A 20548-nucleotide genomic window follows, 5' to 3' on the forward strand; every position below is an offset into this window, starting at 1 on the left:
CGCCCGGCCATTGGCTGCGCGCAGATCAGCTCGCCTGCTGCAGCAGCTCGGTCACTTCGCTTTCGATGCCTTCCAGGTCCGGAATCATCGCTACGTCGTCGCGTACCAGCACCTGCGCCTTCACCCCGCGCGGCAGGGGCTTGCCGTCGTGCGTGGGAATGATCAGCTCGGCATTGAGCGTGGTCAGGCGCGGGAAGCCTTGTGTAACCACCGCCACGAACGGCAGTTCGGCGTTCCCGCCGAACGCCTTCAGCACGGCTACGCGCACGCTGAGGTCGGCGTCGCCTTCCTGCGCGCCGGCCAGCTTGGTGAACGAAACCAGCGGTACCCGCCAGCCACGCCACGCGATCCGTCCGAGCAACCATTCGGGCGCGCCGGCGATCGGCTCGGGCGTGGCCAGCGTAATCACCTCGGCCACGGTGGCGTTCGGCAGCAGCAGGCGCAGATTGCCGACCGGCACCAGCACACAGCGGATTTCACGGGGTAACGGCTGTTCGCTCATCGGAAGTCCTCGACCAGGCGCCCCGCAAGCTCGCGCGGCGAACCAGAAAAACTGGCGAGCCGTTCGGCCAGCACGCCATTGACCATATCGGAGTATTGATCGTTGCCCGACGATTCCACCCACACCTGCCCGCCACGATCGTGGATGGCCTGGGCGCCGGCCACGGCATCAGTCGCCCGCCCGGCAAACACGATGGCCAGCGCGTCGCGCCCGAATACGTTCGCCGCCATCGTGAAACTGCTGTCGATGGAAGGCGTCTGTTCGTTGGCATCTTCGTTGGCCGCGGTAAGCTCGACCTTCCCGTCGCGCGTGATGCGCACTTGCTGTCCGCGCGGTACCACGACGATTTCGCCAAGCCGTGCGCGCATGCCGGGCGCCGCCACTTTCAGCGGCAGGGCACTATGCGCGGCCAGCGACTCGGCCAACTGCTCGGCGGTGCGGCTGCCCTGATGCTGGGTCAACAGGACCGGCAACCGGATATCGTCGGGTAATGCGGCGAGGAAAGCCGACAGCGAAGCGTGGCTGTCGCGCGCCGCACCCAACACCAGCAGTCGCGCGAACGCGGTGTCCAGTTCGTGCAGGTGCGTCTCGTAGGGCTCGTATGCCTGCCTGGGCGCGACGGCTTCCTCGATCGATACCAGTTCCAGGCTCATGCCCGGCTCGATCGGCGGCTCGTTGCCTTCCGGCAGTTCGGCGTCGGGCGCCAGATAATCGGCGGCGCTGACTTTTTCGATACCGAAGTTCGACCCCGCTTCGCTCGCATCCTTGGCGGAAGAAAGGTCGTCTTCCTCGACGAAACCCCACTCCGGTGCGGAGTGCCCAGGCGTCTGCTGCGCCAGCGACGCCTTTTCCAATACGGGCGGCGTGATTTCTTCGTCGAGCGAGGTAAGCGAGAGATGGTCCAGGTTGATGTTGAACGCCGGCGCCACGGCATGTGAGTTCTCGGCCTGCGGCGCGGCCGCTTCGAGCGACTCGGCGGCCGGCAATGCGATGTGCGACGGGGCCGGCGGATCGTCCCGCCAGCCAAAATGGCCATCGTGCAGCGGCGGCAATGCATCGCCCTCGCTGTATTTCAGGCCCGTGCCGAATTCGTCTTCCACATGGCCCGGGCCTTCATCCGACGCCAGCAAGGCTTCGAGTTCGGCGGCGAGCGTTTCCGAATCGGCACTCGACGCCGCATGCTCCAGCGTCATGTCGTCGGTGGCGGCAACGAATTCCGGCACGGGCTCCTCTGCCACCGGTTCCTCGACCACCGTTTCCTCGGCCTCCGGCTGCGGCACCGTTGCGTGGGGTTGCGCCGGGATATCCGGCACGGCCGGCGGCGCCACTTCGCGGGCATGGTCAGGGCGCGGCGGATCGATGCTGCTGCCATCCAGCGCCTTGGCCGCCAGGTGGCGCGCCCAGCGCGCACGGTCCCAGCCGTCCAGCGCGCGGCTGGCCTGCGCGTCGTTGAACACTACCGGTATGTCGCCGGATTCGATCAGTCCGTAGATACGATCGAGCGCGGCATCGTCCACCGCGTCGTCGAGATTGACCACCAATACGTCCACGCCGGCATGGCGCAGCGTGGACTCGTCGAAACTGCTCAATGGACCTTCGTGTGCGATCCGCGCGCCATGCTCGCAGAGCGCAGCGCGTAGATGGCTACCCAGCTCGGCATCGTCGAAGAACAAGGCAATGTTCTTCTCACTCATTTACCGGCTCCTGCGCATGCAGCTCCAGTACTTCGCTGATCTGCGCCAGCAATTCGGCTTCCTGGTAGGGCTTGCCCAGATACCGCTCGACGCCGATGTCGAAGGCGCGCTGGCGATGCTTTTCGCCGGTGCGCGAAGTGATCATGATGATCGGCACGTGGCGGAAGCGCGGATCGGCCTTCATCTGCGTCGCCAGCTCGTAGCCATCCATCCGCGGCATCTCGATATCGAGCAGCATCAGGTTCGGTACGCGCTCGTGCAGTTTCTCGATCGCGTCGAGGCCGTCCTTCGCGGTTTCCACTTCGTATTCGTGGCGTTCGAGCACGCGGCCGGTGACCTTGCGCATGGTGATCGAATCGTCCACCACCATCACCAGCGGACGTGTGCGCACATCCTCCACCAGCGGTGCCACGGTCGCGTGGTCCAGGCCCTCGGCGAGGCGCTGTTCGCGGCGGTTGAGGCCGTGACGCACCAGCGGGGCGAGGTCGAGAATGACCAGCACCGAGCCGTCGCCCATGATGGTGGCGCCGAGGATACCCGGCACCGAACTTACCTGCGGGCCAACCGACTTCACCACGATTTCGCGCGAACCGATGACCGCGTCGATGCGGATCGCAGCGCGCAGTTCGCCAGAACGGGTCAGCAGCAACGGCACCTGTTCTTCTTCGCCCACGTGGCCTGACGCCAGGCCGAGCAGCTCGGCCAGGTCGTGGATGCCGTAATCCTCGCCGTTGTATTCGAACTGCGGCTCGTCCTGGGCCATCCGCTGCGCCAATTCATCCGGACTGATGCGCGCCACGCCCTGCACCGAGGTCATCGGGATGGCGAAGTTGGATTCGCCGATGCGTACCAGGATCGCCTGGGTCACCGCCAGGGTGAATGGCAGGCGCAGCACGAAGGTGGTGCCTTCGCCCTGCCGCGATTCGATCGCCAGCGAGCCGCCCAGTTGCTTGATTTCGTTGGCCACCACGTCCATGCCCACACCGCGGCCGGCAAGCTGGGTGACGGTGCTGGCGGTGGAGAAGCCGGTCTGGGTGATCAGGGCCAGCAACTGGTCATCGCTGAGGCGGGTTTCCTGGCGTAGCAGACCGCGCTCGATCGCACGCTTGCGGATCGCCTCGCGATCCAGGCCGCGGCCATCGTCGCTGACGCGCACTACCACCTCGGTCGCTTCGCGCGCGACCCGGATGCGTACCGCGCCCTCGTCCGGCTTGCCTGCCTTGCGCCGCTCTTCCGGCGATTCGATGCCGTGCGCCACGGCGTTGCGCAGCATGTGCTCGAACGGCGCCTTGATGCGGTCGAGCAGGTTGCGATCCATTTCGCCGTGCGCGCCTTCCACGTACAGCTGCGCGCTCTTGCCCTCTTCCAGCGCGGCCTGGCGCAGCGTGCGGCGCAGGTTCGGCACCATCGTGTCGAACGGCAGCATGCGCGTGCGCAACAAGCCTTCCTGCAATTCGGAGCTCACGCGCGACTGCTGGATCAGCAGCGTTTCCGCCTGGCGGGTAAGTTCGTCGAGCATGTTCTGGATCGACACCAAGTCGGACACCGACTCGGCCAAGGCACGCGAGTACTGCTGCAGCTGCGAGAAGCGATCGAGTTCGAGCGGGTCGAACACGCCGATACCCGCTTCGCGGTGCTCGCGCTGGAAGCGCGCGATGATCTGCGCTTCGGTTTCGATTTCCAGCATGCGCAGCTGGCCGCGCAGACGCGCGACGGTCTGTTCGAGTTCGACCAGGTTGAAGCGGTATGCCGATACCTGCTGTTCCAGGCGCGAACGATAGATCGCCACTTCGCCGGCGTTATTGACCAGGTTGTCGAGCAGATCGGCGCGGACGCGGATCTGTTCCTGCGCGGTACGGGCGGTTTCGTCCTGCCCCGCATCTTCGGCAGGCAGCAGCGAAGGCAGCTGCAGCTCCGGCAAGGGCGACGCGGGCTCCGGTGCGGAGACGTCAGCGCTGGCGTCCTGCCCGGCCTGGACGCCATCGTGCAGGCGCTCGATCATTGCATGCGGGTAAGCAATGGCCTTGCCTTGCGAGACACGCTGCACCAGCCCGTGCATCTGGTCGAAAGCGGCCTCGAGCGTGCCGATCAGCGGACCGGTGCGCTGCGGGTCGATGTTCTGCGAACGCTCCAGCAGGCTTTCGATCGCGTGGCTCAAATCACCTATCGGCGTGACGCCGGCGATGCGCGCACCACCCTTGAGCGTATGCAGTGCACGCAGCAGCCCCGCCATATGCGAGACGTCCGTCGGTTCGCCGTGCCACTTGGCGAGCACGCCGTCGGCATCGTCGAGAATTTCGCGCGCTTCTTCGCTGAAGATTTCCAGCAGGTCCGGATCGATGTGACCGAAACTGACCAATTCGCCGGCCAGTGCCGGTTCGGCGGCTTCATGCACGAAGTCGGCAGCGGCCGGCGCCGGTTCGTGCGCCACGGGCGCAACGGTTTCCTCGCCCAGGGCCTGCAGAGGTTCCTCGCTCGGGATCTCGCGCCCGGTCGCTTCCTCGTCCGCATGGCTCGGCGCGGATTCGTCGCTCGCTACAGGCTGCGCTTCATCGGATTCGTTCGCCGCGGATTCGTTCGCCGCGACCGGCTCGACGTCGAGAGGATGCCCGATCTCGAGGGCATCATCGGTCGGCTCTGGCGCCGCGCCATCATCGACCTCCATGGCGTCGAGGCTGGCAAGCAGCGCGGCAAATTCTTCGTCCTCGGTGCTTGGCGCCTGCGTGACGCGAACGGCCGGCTGTTCATCGATTGCCTCGTCCGGGACATCCGCCTCGTGCGCGGAAAGCGCAGCCAGCAGTTCGGCCTCGTAGTCCTCGGTCGCAGGCGCCTGGCCGCCGTCGACGGTTTCGTGCGACGACGCCGGCTCCGCAGAGACAGGCTCGCCCTGCGCGGGCAATATTTCCTCGGGCGCGACATGCTCGGTACGCGGCTGCACCGGCTCGACCGGCAGCGCGCGCGGTTCGAACACCACGTGCGCCATCTGTGGTTCGGGCTGGTGGTCGCGCAACTCGCCCAGCCGCGCGATCAGCGCGGACGCATCGGGCAGGCGCGGATGCGGCGCGTCGAATTGCGCCATCACGTCGTCGACCACGTCGGCGCTTTGGCGTAACAGCCGGACGCCTTCGATGGACAGCGGCTGACCCGCGGCGCGCAAGCGCTTGAGCAGGCTTTCCAACGGCGACAGCAGCTGGATCAGCAGCGGGATATCGACCATGGCGATGGCACCGTGCAAGGTGTGCACGGCACGCAACAGGCTATCGTCGACGGGTAGTTCGCTCTCGGCGAAATCCGCCGCGTTGCGAATCGTTTGCAGGTATTGCGCGACTTCGCTGCGCAGGATTTCCAGCAGCACCGGATCGACCGGCGGCAGTACCGGTTCGTGGATCGTCAGCTCGAACGGCGCCGTTTCAGGTGCCACCTGCGCGGCGGCGACGGAAGAGTCGGTATGCGTGGCGGCGGGAACGGCATCGATCGCTGCCGCCGAGCGCGGCACGCGGCGACGCACCACGCGGCGCACGGTTTCGGTGGCGCCAGCAGCGTATTGCTCCACGCTGGCCTGCTCGCCGGCCGCAAGGCGGTCGGCGGCCTGCATGATCGCGCTGAGCGGCGCGTTCGGCACCACGCCGTCCTTCAGCATGGCAAGCAATTGCGGCAAGGCCTCGATGGCATGCCCGACCAATGCCTGCACGCCCTCGTGCGGCGGAATGCTGCCATCCAGCACGCGATTGAGCATGTTCTCCACGCGCCAGGCGAATTCGCCCAGCACGCTCGCGCCGACCAGCCGGCCCGAACCCTTCAGCGTGTGGAAAGACCGGCGAATCGGCGTGAGATCGGCCAGTTGGCCGGGATCGGTCATCCAGCTTTGCTGCGCGCTGCGCAGATTGCTGATCTCTTCCTGCATTTCCTCCAGGAAGATATCGCGGATGTCGTCGTCGATGCCTTCGGTGCTGGCCTGGAAACTGGCGGTCGCGGCCAACGGATCGGCGACGGCAACCTGCTCCTCGATTTCTTCCTCGATCTCGATCCAGTCGTCGCCGTCGTCAAACGCCGAGGACGGAATCTGCGCGCCGCTTTCGGATTCGACCAGGTGCAGGCCGGTGAGGTCATGCATGGCCGGCGGCGGCGTTTCGCTGCTGCCCAGGAACAATTCGCTCGCGTCATCGCCATGGGCGACGCTGACCGATTCATTCAGCACCGGTGCCGGTACCTCGGCGCGCGTTTCCACGACCGGCTCCGGCAGCGCCTTGGCCAACGGCGGCGGCCAATAGCCGAGTCCGCCCAGGCTGTGCTCGGCGACATCCAGGATATGTTCGAGCCCGCCGCGGTGTTCGCGGGCGGCTTCCAGGTAGTACTCCAGTGCAGCCAGCGCATCGGCCAGCTGGTCCATCTGCGCGCTGCTCGGAACGCGCTGGTCCACGCACAATTCGTTACCGATGAAGCGGCCAACGCCTTCGGCGATTTGCGCCGGACGCGGCGAGGACAGCATGCGCATCGCGCCAGCCACTTCGTCCATCAGCGCCGGCATGCCATCCAGTTGCTGGTGCTGCCAGCCGGATTCCACGAAGGCAACGATGCCGTGCTTCACTTTGCCGGCGTTGGCGACGGCTTCGTTCATCAGCGTGGCGAGGATGTGGCGCGCCTCGCTGCGCGGCAACATGGTCGCGGTATGTTCCTCGGCCGGCGGATGCTCCGCGCCCAGGCTTTCGATGTGGTCGTCCAGCGATGCTTCCACGTACAACAGCGCACCGGCGACGTCGAGCAACGATTCTTCATCCGGACTGCGCAAGCGGCTGGCAACTTCTTCCAGCACGCGGCGCTGTTCGTTGATCACCCGACGCGGCACGTTGAGCGCGAGCATGCCTAGCGTATCGCCGACGCGCTCGAGCACTTCGGCCTGCGCGCCCAGCTGCGCCGGATCGGCGTCGGGCTGGCGCAGGAACAGGTCGAGCGATTCCTTCACGCGCAGCAGGTCGTCTTTCAGCGCGCGCGAGACCGAATCGAGCAGGGCGCGGTTGTGGCCGGCCATCGAGCCGCGGGCATGTTCCAGCTCGCTTGCATCGGGAACCAGGCCGTCCAGGTTATAGGTCTGCGCCAGCTGCAGCATCTGCGGGCTGCGCTGCTTGGACTGCGCCACGATGTAGAGCAGCTTGCGCGCCAGGTCATCGGCATCGCCGCCTTGCAGGCTTGCTTCGCCTTGCTCGATCAGTTGGCGGATGCTGCGGTCGACTTTGCCGATTAGCTGGCGCACATCGGCGGCGTAGCTCTTGAGCATGCCGTGATCGAGGCCTTCGAGTACGCCGGTGGTGATCCACCACAGGCGGCGGCCGGGCACCGTGGCGCAACGCGCACCGATCGCCGCCAGCGTATGGCGCATGCCGGCAAGCTGGTTCGCGCCGCCCTGGCCGCGGAACCAGGCCAGGAGTTGCTGCTGGAAACGCAGGCGCAGTTCGGCGATTTCGCCCTTGTGCCTTGCCGCGTCCTCGGCGCTGACCGGCGCCTGGGCCGGCAGCGGCGCATCGAGATTGGGCGTAAACAGGGCCGCTTCGCTCAGCGCTTCCTGCTCGCGGCTGGCGCGCAGTTCGTTGAGCAGCGGCAGCAGCACCACCGGCACATCGCGATGGCCGCTGGACAGGCGTTCGAGGTAATCGGGCAGTTGCATCAGGCCGCGCATCAGCGCGGCATAGGCATCTTCGCGATGACGCACGTGGTCTTCGAGCAGGGAGATGGCCAGCGTCTCCATCTCTTCGGCAACCATTGCCGCGCCGTAAAGCTCGACCATGCGCAGCGTGCCTTGCACCTGGTGCAGGTTGTCCGCACAGGTACGCATGACGTCCCGCTCGCCGGGGTTGTCGACGTAGGACTCAAGCGCCTGACGCGCGAGTGCCAGCGTCTCGTCAAGCTCGGGCTTGACCCACTGCAGGGTTGTGAAATCGATGTGGTCTTGAAGTCTCATGCGCCCCCCTCAGCGGCTGCGCTTCTTGCGCAGAACGCAACCGTCGAGGTTGCCCTCTTGTTATGGCCTAGTGACAACCCGTTTCAACCTGGCAACTTGAAGTGCGCTACCGAGCGGCGCAGATCACTTGCCAATTGAGCCAGGTAACCGATCGATTCCGCCGTCTGGCTTGCGCCCTGCGACGTCTGCGAGGTGATTTCCTGGATCGCGTTCATGGATTGCGAAATATCCGTCGCAGCAATGGATTGCTGGCGCGCGGCAGTGGAAATGTTCTGAATCAGTGCGGACAGATCGTGCGACACGCGCTCGATGTCGCCCAGCGCGCTGCCGGCGTCTTCCGCCTTGCGCGCACCGGCCACCACTTCGGCGGTGGTCTGCTCCATCGAGTTCACCGCTTCGTTGGTATCGGACTGAATCGTCTGCACCAGGGTTTCGATACGCTTGGTAGCGCTGGCGGAGCGTTCCGCGAGGCGCTGCACTTCGTCCGCCACCACCGCGAAACCGCGACCCGCCTCGCCAGCCGAGGCGGCCTGGATGGCGGCGTTCAAGGCCAGGATGTTGGTCTGCTCGGCAATGTCGTTGATCAGTTCCACGATCGAGCCGATCTCCTGCGAAGACTCGCCCAGGCGCTTGATGCGCTTGGAGGTTTCCTGGATCTGGTCGCGGATCGAATCCATGCCGGAAATCGTTTCGCGCACCACCTCGGCGCCGTGCGAGGCGATCTGCACCGAGCGCTCGGCCACGTCGGCCGATTCGGCGGAGTTCTTCGACACATCGTCCATCGAACTGGCGATCTGGTTGATCGCCGTGGTCGCCGTGCTGATGCGGTGCGCCTGGTTCTGCGCGGCGTCGGCAAGGTGGCGCGCGGTGGTCTGCGTTTCCTGCGCCGACGAGGACACCTGCTCGGAGGTCTCGTTGATCGTCGTCACCAGTGTGCGCAACTCGTCGATGGCGTAGTTCACCGAGTCGGCGATCGCGCCGGTGATGTCTTCGGACACAGTGGTCTTGACGGTCAAATCGCCTTCGGCGAGTGAACCCATTTCGTCCAGCAGGCGCATGATCGCCTCCTGGTTACGCTGGTTCAATTCAGTACTTTCGCGGAAGCGGCGGCGCTGGTCGCCGACCAGCTGGATGACCAGCAGGATGGCGAAGGCCACCGCGCCGATCGCGCCGACCACGCCCCAGCCCACGTTCGGGAACAAGCGGCGCAGCGGCAGCTGGCCGATCTGTTCGGCCAGGTCGTTCGCGCGCAACAGCACGTTCTGCGAATCCAGCGAGGCCTGGTTGCCGGCGCTCTTCACTTCGGCAATGTTGCTGGCGGCGGCCACCAGCTTGGAAACCGGTTCGCTCAGCGTGTCCCAGTCGCCCTGCATCTGGGACAGGATCTTGCGCGCATTGGCATCGCCCAGCTGCTGCACGCCCATGCCCTGGTTGCCTTGCAGCAGGCCTTTGAGCACTTCGCCGTAGGACTGCGCATCACGGGCCAGGCCGTCAGCGGAAGCCTGCTCGGATTCGCCGCCCTGCAGTACCTCCTGCACGCGGCGGATGATGCGGTCGGCGGTCAGCATCTGGCGCGAAGCGCCGAGCATCTCGTCCGCGCTGCTGCCCTTGCGCTGCTGCAGGATGTTGACCACCTGCTCCATGTTGGAATTGAGTAGCGGCAATTGCTTGGAAAGATCGTCCGCGCGTTGCGTCGAATCGAGCACCACGGCCTTGTTGGAAAGGATCTTGCCGATATCGCCGTCGAGCGCTTTCCAGGCATCGGCCAGCTTGCTGACCGAACGGCCCGTAGCGGTGGTGTTCTTGTCCGCGTAGGGCTTCATGCCGGTCTTGAGATCGCCGTTGACCAGCCGCTGCACCGCCGAGTCGATGGTGTCGCGCGCGTTCTCAAGCTCGGCGAAGGAGTCGGCGTTACCGCCCGACGCTTCCAGCGCGTACTTGGCCGTCTGCTGCGACAGCACCTGGATCTGCGTGGTCAGCGCGACCGCCTGGCGGTCTTCGCCGTTCTTGAGGTTGAGTAGAACGAAGTCGATCGCCGCAAAGCCGATCGACACCACCAGCAAGACGATCAGGATGGTATATCCCCGTTCCTTGCCGACGCCCCCTGTAGTGCTCATATCTTCACCTCATCCGTCTACTGCGCGCCGGCTGCAAACCATGCCGGCCAAGAATTCCGGGGCTTGCGCCCTGCGTTGCTTACTCGCGTCGGTAACGCCGCGCGCCATCAGGCGGCTGCCTGGCGGAAATCAGGCGCACGCACCAACTTGCCCATGCTGAACAGCGCCAGGCGCTGCCCGTCCACGTCCACGCGGTCGTCGACGAAGCGCGCCAGGCGCGGGTCGTCCTCGCGTTCGGCGTCGCGTCGCTGTTCGGCGTCCACCGTGCGCTGCCCGAATACCTCGTCCACCAGCAGCGCCACGTTGCCGCTGCCCTGGCGCACCACCAGAAGGCGCGTGCGCTCGGAGTGCTGCGTGCGCTCGCTGAACAGGAAACGCGCCAGGTCGATCACCGGCATCAGGTTGCCGCGCACGTTCGCCACGCCGAGCAGCCATGGCCGCGTGCCGGGCACCGGCGTCAAGGGCGGCACGGCCAGCAACTCGTTGATTTCCTCGATGCCGCTGACGAACAGCCGGTTGCCGGCGCGATAACCGATGCCGCGCCACAGGCCCGGTGCTTCCAGCCGCTCCTGGGAACCGGACGCATGCGCCAGCGACAGCCGCTCGTAGCGCGCAAGTATTTCGAAAGGTGTCTGGGCAACGGTCGCGTTCATGCTCGCCTCATGCCGCGTTCGGCAGCAGCTCGTCGATGCAGGCGAGCAGCTCCTTTTCGTTCACGGGCTTGGTGATGAACGCCTTGGCGCCTTGGCGCATGCCCCACACGCGGTCGGTCTCCATCGACTTGGTGGTGATGATCACGATCGGCACGCCGGCGGTAGCCGGGTCGCGCGTAAGCGTGCGCGTGGCCTGGAACCCGTTCATGCCGGGCATGATGACGTCCATGATGACGAGGTCCGGCTGCGTGGCGCGCACGCGCTCGATGCCGTCTTCGGCGTTGTTGACGGCATCGACCCGATGACCTGCCCGCTCGAGCAGCGTGGTGAACACGCGCACGTCGGTCGGAGAATCGTCGATGATGAGGATATTGGCCACAGCTCCCCCTTTTGAGCCGTCTTTCATATTCCAGACACCTCGCGCCGGGATGGGTTTGCGCGCAGGGCAAGGAAGAACGAAGAAGTGTATGTCGATATACAACTGATTGATGACGCCGCCCCGCGGGCAAACAAACCCGGCCCGAAGGGTTGCACCCGAGACGCCAGGCGGCAGCGCGCGACTTGCGCCGGCAGCCTGTCAGCGCCACGCACCGCCGCCTGGCGACTGGCCAGCTGCGACGCGGGGCGCCTGGAATGGGAAAGACGGCTCATGTCGGTCACTGGCGTCAGACCGTGCTGACATGGCGGTGGATGGCACCCAGCAATTCATCGCGCGTGAACGGCTTGGTGAGATATTGTTCGGCGCCGACGATGCGGCCGCGCGCCTTGTCGAACAAACCATCCTTCGAGCTCAGCATGATGACCGGCGTCGCCCGGAATTGCGGATTGTTCTTGATCAGCGCGCACGTCTGATAACCGTCCAGCCGCGGCATCATGATGTCCACGAAGATGATCGACGGCTTCTGGTCGGAAATCTTGGCAAGCGCCTCGAAACCGTCGACGGCGGTCAGCACGTCGCAGCCTTCCTTTTTAAGCAAGGTTTCCGCCGTGCGGCGGATGGTCTTGGAGTCATCGATGACCATGACCTTCAGACCGGCCAAGCCGTTCGTACCTACGTTCAAGTTCACTTAACCCCCCTGCGGCCTGCCCCAGGCTCAGGTACGACACCCGGCAAGCGACCAAGGGCCGCCGCCTGATGCGAATGAAAAAATCCTGCGTAAAACACTTCTTCGGCGCCTGATCTTCGTCAGGGCGTTCCATCGTTGCTGTTTACTGCCTGCGGGCTCTTCCGTCAAGAAAAAAACGTTGTGGCAGCGGCCCTTATCGCCCCGGATGCGATGACCTATGTGAATGGGGAGGGGGAAAGCGAGCGCGCCCGATCCGGTGGGCGCCCTTGTGCCCCCCGACCACCTCGGCGACCATGCATGCCCCACCGCCCACTGGAACCCGCAGATGCCCCGTTCGGTCGCCGTGCTGATGGATCCCATCGGCGCCATCAAGATCGCCAAGGACACCAGCTTCGCCATGTTGCTGGAAGCAGCCCGCCGCGGCCACCGGCTTTACTACATGGAACAGGGCGACCTGGCCCTGCGCGACGGTACGCCCTGGGCTCGGCTGCGGTCGCTGTCGGTCCAGGACGACGCGGCCGGCTGGTACGAGCTCGGCGAAGCCCGCTGGACCGATCTGCGCGAGCTGGACGTGGTGCTGATGCGCAAGGATCCGCCGGTGGACGCCCAGTTCATCTACGACACCATGGTGCTGGAAGCGGCCCAGCGCGGCGGCGTGCAGGTGATCAACGATCCGCGCGCACTGCGCGATTGCAACGAAAAATTGTTCGCCACGCAGTTTCCGCAGTGCATGGCGCCGACCCTGGTCGCGCGCGATCCGCGGGAACTGCGCGCATTCGTGGCCGAGCACGGCGATGCGGTGCTCAAGCCGCTGGACGGCATGGGCGGGCGCGGCATCTTCCGCGTCAAGGCCGGCGACAAGAATCTCAATTCCATGCTCGAAACCCTGCTTGGCGGCGACGCGCATGGCCACGGGCGCCAGTTCGCCATCGCGCAGAAATTCATCCCGCAAATCAGCGCCGGCGACAAGCGCATCCTGCTGGTCGACGGCGAGCCGGTAGCCTATGCGCTGGCGCGTATTCCGCAGGGCGACGAATTCCGCGGCAACCTCGCCGCCGGCGGGCGCGGCGAAGGCGTCCCGCTGAGCGACCGCGACCGCTGGATCGCCGCCGAGGTCGCTCCCGAACTGCGCCGTCGCGGCCTGCGCTTCGTCGGCCTGGACGTGATCGGCGATTACCTGACCGAGATCAACGTCACATCGCCAACGTGTGTGCGCGAACTCGACCAGCAGTTCGGCCTTAATATCGCCGGGATGCTGTTTGATGCTTTAGGGATGCTCTGATCAATGCTACGCAGGTGTCACCGTGGCTGTCTGTTCGCAGGCCACAGGGCCGTCGGCGCACGCGGGGAGGGTACATGGATGTACCCGGCTTTGAGGAGCGAGGAAGGCAGACTGGCTGTCTGTCGAGACGACGGGCCGCACGCGGGGAGAGTGCATGGATGCACTCGGCTTTGAGGAGCGAGGAAGGCATGCGGACAGACAGCCACGGCCCCAACGTATTGAATTTAAAATGATGGGGTGATGTCCAGAAGGCTTGCAGGCTGCGCCGCGCGGCTTGGCAAGACAGCCAGTCTTCCCGGCGCCGCGCAACACAACCTGCAAGCCTTCTGGACATCATGCCACCTGCGTAGAATTGATCAGAGCATCCCTAGAGAAACATCCTGCGTGAATGCCGCTGTCCGCCGCCCCGGCGATAACAAGCTCGGGGCCACCTTCATCTTTTCGCTGCTGGTCCACGGCCTGCTGCTGTTCGGCATTGGCGTCGGCTACGTCGCCACGCGGCCGGCGCTGCCCACGCTGGATATCACCCTGGTCAACGTGGCCAACAACGACGCGCCGGACAAGGCCGATTTCCTGGCCCAGGCCAATAACAAGGGCGGCGGCGACAGCGACAAGGCCAGCCGGCCCTCGCAGCCGTTCTCCGGCCTGCTGCCACAGCCCGACAACGGCACTGCGCCACAGCATGTGGATGCTGCCACTCCCTCGCCGCAGCAGGCGACCAGCCAGCGCATGCTGACCACGACCGGCAGCGCCAGTTTCAGCGTCGACAGCGATACCGACAAGGACGCGCGCGATACCCCCGCCGACGCCGACGAAGCGCGCGTCGAACAGGAAGCCGCGCAGCTTGCCGCCGAAGTGCGCCAGCAGAGTCAGGCTTACGCCAAGCGGCCGCACAAGAAATTCATCTCGGCCAGCACCAGGGAATACGCCTACGCTGCCTATATGCGCGGCTGGGTGGACCGGATCGAGCGCGTGGGCAATTTGAATTATCCCGAGCAGGCCCGCGAACAAGGGCTGCATGGCGATGTAATTCTTACCGTCGGCCTGAACCGCGACGGCACAGTGCGTAGCATCGACATCACGCAAAGCTCGGGCCATGCGCTGCTCGACAAAGCCGCCGAGGCGATCGTGAAATTATGCGCCCCGTTTCCGCCATTGCCGCCGGATCCCAAGGAAAAGGTCGATATCCTCTACATCACGCGGACCTGGCAGTTCCAGCCGGGAGACGTGCTGAAGACGCGATAGCGCGAGCGCAACGTCTCAGCGATCGTCGGGCATCCTGTGCTCATGGATCAGCTGCGAAGAGACCAGGCGCCCCCGGTGGTCGTAACGCAACACCACTACCCATCCGAATACTTGCGAAGGCCACTTGCCGCCGGGAATCAAGGTCGTCGGATCGCCGCCCAGGTCGCGGACCAGCTTGGGGAGCTCGCCGTGATGCCAGGCGATCAGCACGTGGTCTCCATGCGGGTCAGTTCGCAGGCTCTCGGCGAGTTCCCTGGTCTGTTTGTCGGTAAACCGATCGTCGATAGGCAGGCCCAGCGCCCGACTTAGTGGCGTGATGGTCAGGCGCGGACGCATGCTCGATGGAGAATCGGCGGTCGCATACAGCGCATTGGGCACCATCGGTTCGCCATCGAGCGTGAAATGCTCGAAATATCCGACATAGGCCTGTGCCCGCGCCACGCCTTCCGGAGCCAGGCCCGCGCCGCTTTCCGGCTTTTCGGCGTGGCGGATGATCATCACCGTGGCGTCGGCCAGGCCGCTGTCTGGTCGCACATGTTTGGCCGTGGCGGCGGCCGGCAGCAACAAGGCGACCAGGAACAATGCCAGCCAGGATGTGGACTTCATTGGAACACGCTCCGTTGACAGTGACGGGCCAGCATAATGGCCCGCATCACGCACGAATGACATCGCGATAACCTGCGCCGGTCCCCATTCAGCACGACGGTTGCCATACCTCGACAACACACGCGGTACGCCACAGTGCTTACAATGCCGCCATGCAACCCATCATGCCTCCCACTCTCGCCGGACAATTCCTGATCGCCATGCCCAGCCTGGCCGAACCTCCGTTTTCACGCGGCGTCGCGTTCCTGTGCCAGCACGATGAAGATGGCGCGGTGGGGTTGCTGGTGAATCAGCTTTCCGAATACCGCTTCGGCGATGTGCTCGCCCAGATGAAGCTCGATTGCACCGACCACGAACTGGCCGACGCCCCGGTATTGATCGGCGGTCCCGTGCAGCAGGAACGGGGCTTCGTGCTGCATCGCGAGCATGGGCATTGGGAATCGAGCTATCGCATCAACGCCGAATGGTCGGTCACCACGTCGCGCGACATCCTGATCGCGATGGCGGCGGGCGAAGGCCCGCGGCAGGCATTGATGGCGCTGGGCTACGCGGGCTGGAGCGCCGGCCAGCTGGAGCAGGAACTGAAAGACAACACCTGGCTCACCGCCGAAGCCAACGAGCGCGTGGTGTTCCACACGCCGCTGGAGGAACGCTGGAGCGCGGCGGCCGGCCTGGTCGGCGTAGACCCGCTGCAATTGCCAGGCTACGCGGGCCACGCATGAGCTGCGCCCTGGGCTTCGACGTCGGCAGCAAACTTATCGGCGTCGCAGTGGGCAATCGCGTTACCGCCAGTGCACGCGCCCTCGGCACGATCGCCATGCGCGAGGACCAGCCCGACTGGACCGCGCTCGATGCCCTGCGCGGCGAGTGGTTGCCGGACAGCCTGGTGGTGGGCCTGCCGCTGACGCTCGACGGCGAGGAACAGCCGGCAAGCAGGCGTGCGCGCCGCTTCGCCGAGTACCTGCGCGAACGTTACCGCGTGCCGGTTGTGTTGATCGACGAACGACATAGCTCGCGCGAAGCTGCGCAGCGCTTTGCCGACGCGCGCGCCGCCGGCCTGAAGCGCCGCCGCGACGCCGCGCAGATCGACGCCGAAGCCGCCGCCGTCATCCTCGAGCGCTGGCTGCGCGAGGAAACCGGCGCGGCTTGATATTCCAAACCTAAAACAACAACACAGACGGTCACCATGAGCCCACGCCTGCGCCATCTCACCACGCTGGAAAATCTTCCGCGCGATTGCATCGAGCGTTTGCTCGATCGCGCCATCACCATGCGCGACGCCTGCGCGCATGGCACCCGCAAACTGGACCTGCTCAGCGGACGCACTATCCTCAATCTGTTTTTCGAGCCATCCACGCGCACGCGCACCTCGTTCGAACTGGCTGCGCGCCGACTGGGCGCGGATGTGATCAATTTCGATATCGGCTTTTCGTCCACCAGCAAGGGCGAAGAGCTGTTCGATACCCTGCATACGCTGGAAGCCATGCACCTGGACGCGATCGTGGTGCGGCATAAGGTGTCCGGCACCCCCGACGAACTGGTGCGTCATGCGATGAGCGGCGTGTCGGTGATCAATGCCGGCGACGGCAACCGCGCACATCCGACCCAAGGCTTGCTCGATGCGCTCACCATTCGCCAGCACCGCCCCGACTTCAGCCGATTGATCGTGGCGATCTGCGGCGATGTGAAACATTCCCGCGTCGCGCGCTCGGACGTGCATGCTTTGGCCAAACTGGGTGCCAAGGAAATCCGATTGTGCGGTCCGGCGGCCCTGATGCCGGATGCCAGTGAATTTCCCGCCTGCACCTTCTACGAGGATTTCGACCAGGCGATCGAGGGCGCCGACGCGGTGATCATGCTTCGCCTGCAGAAAGAACGCATGGCCAGCATCGACCTGCCGGACGAGGCGGCGTACTTCCGCCAGTACGGCCTGGACAGCCGCCGCCTGGCATTGGCCGCGCGCGGCTGCCTGGTGATGCATCCGGGCCCGATCAATCGCGGTATCGAGATCGCCCCGGAAGTCGCCGATGGACCGCAGTCGCGCATCCTCGAGCAGGTGGGCAACGGCGTCTTCGTGCGCATGGCGGTATTGGGCGAGATGCTGGCGCGCTGAACCGCGGCGCGCAGGTGCGGGCTCCTGTGAAGCATGGGCCTGGGCCCGCCGTATTCACGCCGGCATCATCGACGGATCGTCGACACGCACGACGCGCGGCGGCGACGGCGGCAATACGGCAAAGCAGGCATAATGCTCGCGATAACTACACCCCGGGGACGATTATGCGTATGACCAAGCGCGTGCTGGCGCTGGCGTTGTCAGGCTTGATGCTGGCCGCCTGCTCGCACAAAGACAAGGATGCCCCCCTGGCCTTTGCGCCGGCGGACACGCCCTACGTACTGGCTAATCTGGACGTGCTCGACAACGACACGCGCCAGGCCATCCTGGCCCAGGTGGATGCGGAAATGCCCTCGCAGGTCGCGCAGATGAAAGCGCAGGCCGACCAGCTCGCCACCAGCGATCCGGACATGGCCAAGTATCTGCGCACCGTGGCTGGCGAATTCGACGGCAAGACGGCCGAGCAGGTCATCCAGGAAACCGGCGTCGATGCGAACGGCTATATCGCTTTCTATGGCCTGGGCCTGTCGCCCGTGCTGCGCATGCAACTGGCCGACGCCAAGGCATTCGACGGTTTCGTTGCCAAGCTCCAGAGCGACTATGGCAAGAAGTTCGACACGGTCGCGATCGGCACGCAGAACTACCAGCGCTACGTCGCGCCGGCCTCGCACCTGCAATTCGTCATCGCGGTGGTCGGCAAGCAGGCCGTGTTGGCGATGCTGCCGGACGACGCCTCACAACCCATGCTGCGCCAGGCGCTGGGGCTGGACCGCCCGGCCAAGAGCCTGCAGGACACCGATCGCCTGACCGACCTGGCCAAGGCCAAGGGCTATGCGAAGTGGGCAGTCGGCGACGTCGACCTCACCCGCCTGTTGCCGCTGGTGGCCGGCGGCCAGGATCCGCTGGCGCAAACGCTGCTCAAGGCGCGCGCCGAAAGCGAATCGGCCAAGACCGGCGAACCGGTGGCAAACCTGATGCAGATGCCGCCCAGTTGCCAGACCGATGCCGCACGCATTGCCGCGCGCATCCCGCAGGTGAGCATGGGCTACACCACGCTGGACGAAAAGCATCGCGACATACGCTTCGACGTATCGCTGGCCAGCGACATCGTCAGCGCCTTCAATGGCCTGAAAGTGGAGCTGCCCGGCCTGGGCACCGACCCGACCGCGCCGTTCGAACTGAGCTTTGCCCTGCCGATGGCGCAGTTGCGCACATTTTGGGGCGCACAAGCCGATGCGGTCGCCGCCAAGCCATTTACCTGCCCGATGCTGGACAACCTCAACGACAGCTTCAGCAGCCTGGGCGAGAGCGTCCAGAAGGCAGCCGTGCCACCGATCGGTGATCTGCTTGGCCTGCATGTGGCGCTCGACAGCTATACCGCCAACCCCGGCGGCGGCATGCCGAAGTTTTCCGGCCGCGTGGTGATCGGCACCAACAATCCGGCCGGCCTGCTGGCGATGGCGCAAGTCACCAGCCCGCTGATCGCCGGCTTGAAACTCACCGGCAACGGCCAGCCGGCTGCCCTCCCCGCGCAGCTCACCAATGCGCTGGGCGAACCGGGCTGGGCGGCCATGGGCGACAAATCGCTCGGCCTCGCCGTAGGCGCGGATGAGAACGGCAAGCTGGCCGATCTGCTCAAGCAGCCGGGCGGCGATGCTGGCGAGCTGCTGCGCGTGCATCTGGATGGCGACATGTATGGCAGCTGGATCCATTTGCTGGAGCAGCGCGCGGAAACCGCCGCGGCGACGGCCGCCACCATGAATCCGGATGATGCCGACGCACAGGATGACCAGAAAAACACGGCGGCAGCATTAGCCAGCACCAAGGCGCAGTTCGCCGCCATGGAATCGGAAGCGGCCCACATCAAGGCGATCGGCGCGAACGTGCGAATGGAAGACCAGGGCCTGGTGATCACCACGCATACCGAGCTCAAATAACACACGCGCCAACGAAAGCTGCAACAAAAAAGGAGCCAGATATCGGCTCCTTTTTTTATTCCCGCCCCTCGCGGGGAGAAAGCCTGGGACCTGTTCGCACTATTCGCGTAAGCAGGGTCGGTAGCGTCAACGTCGCAGGAAACCGCCGCCCAGGCCACTCTGGTTGCTGCGATCCTCTTCCAGCTCGACCCCTTCGAGGCCTTGCGACAAGGTATGCGCGTCACCGCCCTGCGACAGCTTGATGCGCAAGCGCACCTCATTGGAACTGTCGGCGTGGCGCAGTGCGTCCTCGTAGCTGATCTCGCCCGCCTGGTAGAGCGTCACCAGGCTCTGGTCGAAGGTCATCATGCCGAGGTTGGTGGATTCCTTCATCACTTCCTTCAGCTTATGGATTTCGCCCTGGCGGATGTAATCCTGCACCAGCGGCGTGCCCAGCATCACCTCCATCGCCACGCGGCGCGCCTTGCCGTCAGGCGTCGGTATCAACTGCTGCGCGACGATGCCCTTGAGGTTCAGCGACAGGTCCATGAACAGCTGTTGGCGCCGATCCTCCGGGAAGAAATGCAGGATGCGGTCGATCGCCTGGTTGGCGTTGTTCGCATGCAGCGTACACAGGCACAGGTGGCCGGTTTCGGCGAAGTTGATCGCGTATTCCATCGTTTCGCGGGTACGCACTTCGCCGATCAGGATCACGTCCGGCGCCTGGCGCAGCGTGTTCTTCAGGGCGTTTTCCCAACTGTCGGTATCGATGCCCAGTTCGCGCTGGGTGATGATGCAGCCTTCGTGCTTGTGCACGTATTCGATCGGGTCTTCGATGGTGATGATGTGGCCGGTCGAGTTCTGGTTGCGGTAACCGACCATCGACGCCAGCGAGGTGGATTTACCGGTGCCGGTCGCGCCCACGAAGATGATGATGCCGCGCTTGGTCATCGCCAGCTGCTTGATCACCGGCGGCAGGCCCAGTTCCTCGATGCTCGGGATCTTCGATTCGATCCGGCGCAGCACCATGCCCACGCAGTTGCGCTGGTAGAAGCAGGACACGCGGAATCGCCCCACGCCCTGCGCGGAAATCGCGAACTGGCATTCGTGCGTTTTCTCGAATTCCTCGCGCTGCGCCGGCGTCATCACGTTGATCACCATGTCGCGCGCCTGCTGCGTGGACAGCGGGCTCTGCGTGATCGGCACGATGCGTCCCTGCACCTTCATCGAAGGCGCCACGCCGGCCGTGATGAACAGGTCCGACGCTTTCTTGTGGACCATCAGTTTCAGGAACGAGGTGAAATCGAATTCGCTCATGGCGAGCTCCCAATGGGAAGGGAACAGGGAACGGAGCGCGGCGGATAGCTAGGGCAAGACACGCTTGCTTCGCTATCCCC

The 20548-nt window shown here is 65.1% G+C and carries 15 protein-coding genes; 6 read left to right on the top strand and 9 right to left on the bottom strand.

What is annotated here, in order from left to right; genetic code table 11:
• Positions 1–25: 25 nt before the first annotated feature.
• From ISP15_RS09465 to pilG, 7 genes are all read right to left on the bottom strand, one after another.
• A complete protein-coding gene (locus tag ISP15_RS09465; RefSeq protein ID WP_404547018.1) occupies positions 26–502 on the bottom strand; it encodes a chemotaxis protein CheW in 477 nt (158 codons plus the stop codon).
• Positions 499–2196, bottom strand: coding sequence for a chemotaxis protein CheB (locus ISP15_RS09470; protein ID WP_404547019.1), 1698 nt, complete (start codon positions 2194–2196; stop codon positions 499–501). The genes ISP15_RS09465 and ISP15_RS09470 overlap by 4 nt, the downstream gene beginning before the upstream one ends.
• Positions 2189–8152 carry an Hpt domain-containing protein gene (locus ISP15_RS09475; protein ID WP_404547020.1) on the bottom strand — a complete coding sequence of 1988 codons (5964 nt, stop codon included), beginning with the start codon at positions 8150–8152 and terminating at the stop codon, positions 2189–2191. The genes ISP15_RS09470 and ISP15_RS09475 overlap by 8 nt, the downstream gene beginning before the upstream one ends.
• A gap of 83 nt (positions 8153–8235) precedes the next feature.
• Complete coding sequence (locus ISP15_RS09480; protein WP_404547021.1) at positions 8236–10269, bottom strand: methyl-accepting chemotaxis protein; 2034 nt, start codon at positions 10267–10269, stop codon at positions 8236–8238.
• 107 nt (positions 10270–10376) lie between these two features.
• Positions 10377–10922: a chemotaxis protein CheW gene (locus ISP15_RS09485; RefSeq protein ID WP_404547022.1), complete on the bottom strand. Its 546-nt coding sequence runs from the start codon at positions 10920–10922 to the stop codon at positions 10377–10379.
• 7 nt (positions 10923–10929) lie between these two features.
• Positions 10930–11301, bottom strand: coding sequence for a response regulator (locus tag ISP15_RS09490; protein WP_404547023.1), 372 nt, complete (start codon positions 11299–11301; stop codon positions 10930–10932).
• 286 nt (positions 11302–11587) lie between these two features.
• Complete coding sequence (gene pilG, locus ISP15_RS09495; protein ID WP_115477719.1) at positions 11588–11944, bottom strand: twitching motility response regulator PilG; 357 nt, start codon at positions 11942–11944, stop codon at positions 11588–11590.
• A gap of 370 nt (positions 11945–12314) precedes the next feature.
• Between pilG and gshB the strand changes: the two genes are divergently transcribed.
• Positions 12315–13271: a glutathione synthase gene (gene gshB, locus ISP15_RS09500; protein ID WP_404547024.1), complete on the top strand. Its 957-nt coding sequence runs from the start codon at positions 12315–12317 to the stop codon at positions 13269–13271.
• 384 nt (positions 13272–13655) lie between these two features.
• Positions 13656–14516: an energy transducer TonB gene (locus ISP15_RS09505; protein ID WP_404547025.1), complete on the top strand. Its 861-nt coding sequence runs from the start codon at positions 13656–13658 to the stop codon at positions 14514–14516.
• A gap of 15 nt (positions 14517–14531) precedes the next feature.
• Here ISP15_RS09505 and ISP15_RS09510 read toward each other — a convergent pair whose 3' ends face one another.
• Positions 14532–15122: a flagellar basal body-associated protein FliL gene (locus tag ISP15_RS09510; protein WP_404547026.1), complete on the bottom strand. Its 591-nt coding sequence runs from the start codon at positions 15120–15122 to the stop codon at positions 14532–14534.
• A gap of 164 nt (positions 15123–15286) precedes the next feature.
• Here ISP15_RS09510 and ISP15_RS09515 point away from each other — a divergent pair, with 164 nt between their 5' ends.
• The 4 genes from ISP15_RS09515 (at position 15287) to ISP15_RS09530 (ending at position 19172) form a co-directional block, all read left to right on the top strand.
• Positions 15287–15844, top strand: a complete 558-nt coding sequence (locus ISP15_RS09515; protein WP_404547027.1) for a YqgE/AlgH family protein — start codon at positions 15287–15289, stop codon at positions 15842–15844.
• Positions 15841–16272 (top strand): Holliday junction resolvase RuvX, encoded by a 432-nt coding sequence (gene ruvX / locus ISP15_RS09520; protein ID WP_404547028.1) that lies wholly within the window; start codon positions 15841–15843, stop codon positions 16270–16272. Before ISP15_RS09515 ends, ruvX begins: the two co-directional genes overlap by 4 nt.
• A gap of 36 nt (positions 16273–16308) precedes the next feature.
• A complete protein-coding gene (locus tag ISP15_RS09525) occupies positions 16309–17235 on the top strand; it encodes an aspartate carbamoyltransferase catalytic subunit (protein WP_404547029.1) in 927 nt (308 codons plus the stop codon).
• Between the two features lie 164 nt (positions 17236–17399).
• Positions 17400–19172 (top strand): hypothetical protein, encoded by a 1773-nt coding sequence (locus ISP15_RS09530; protein WP_404547030.1) that lies wholly within the window; start codon positions 17400–17402, stop codon positions 19170–19172.
• A 126-nt stretch (positions 19173–19298) separates the two neighbouring features.
• Here ISP15_RS09530 and ISP15_RS09535 read toward each other — a convergent pair whose 3' ends face one another.
• Positions 19299–20468 carry a PilT/PilU family type 4a pilus ATPase gene (locus ISP15_RS09535; RefSeq protein ID WP_404547031.1) on the bottom strand — a complete coding sequence of 390 codons (1170 nt, stop codon included), beginning with the start codon at positions 20466–20468 and terminating at the stop codon, positions 19299–19301.
• Positions 20469–20548: the final 80 nt, after the last annotated feature.

Origin of the sequence: Dyella jejuensis (genome assembly GCF_044904675.1) — a bacterium.
Classification (GTDB): Bacteria; Pseudomonadota; Gammaproteobacteria; order Xanthomonadales; family Rhodanobacteraceae; genus Dyella_B; species Dyella_B jejuensis.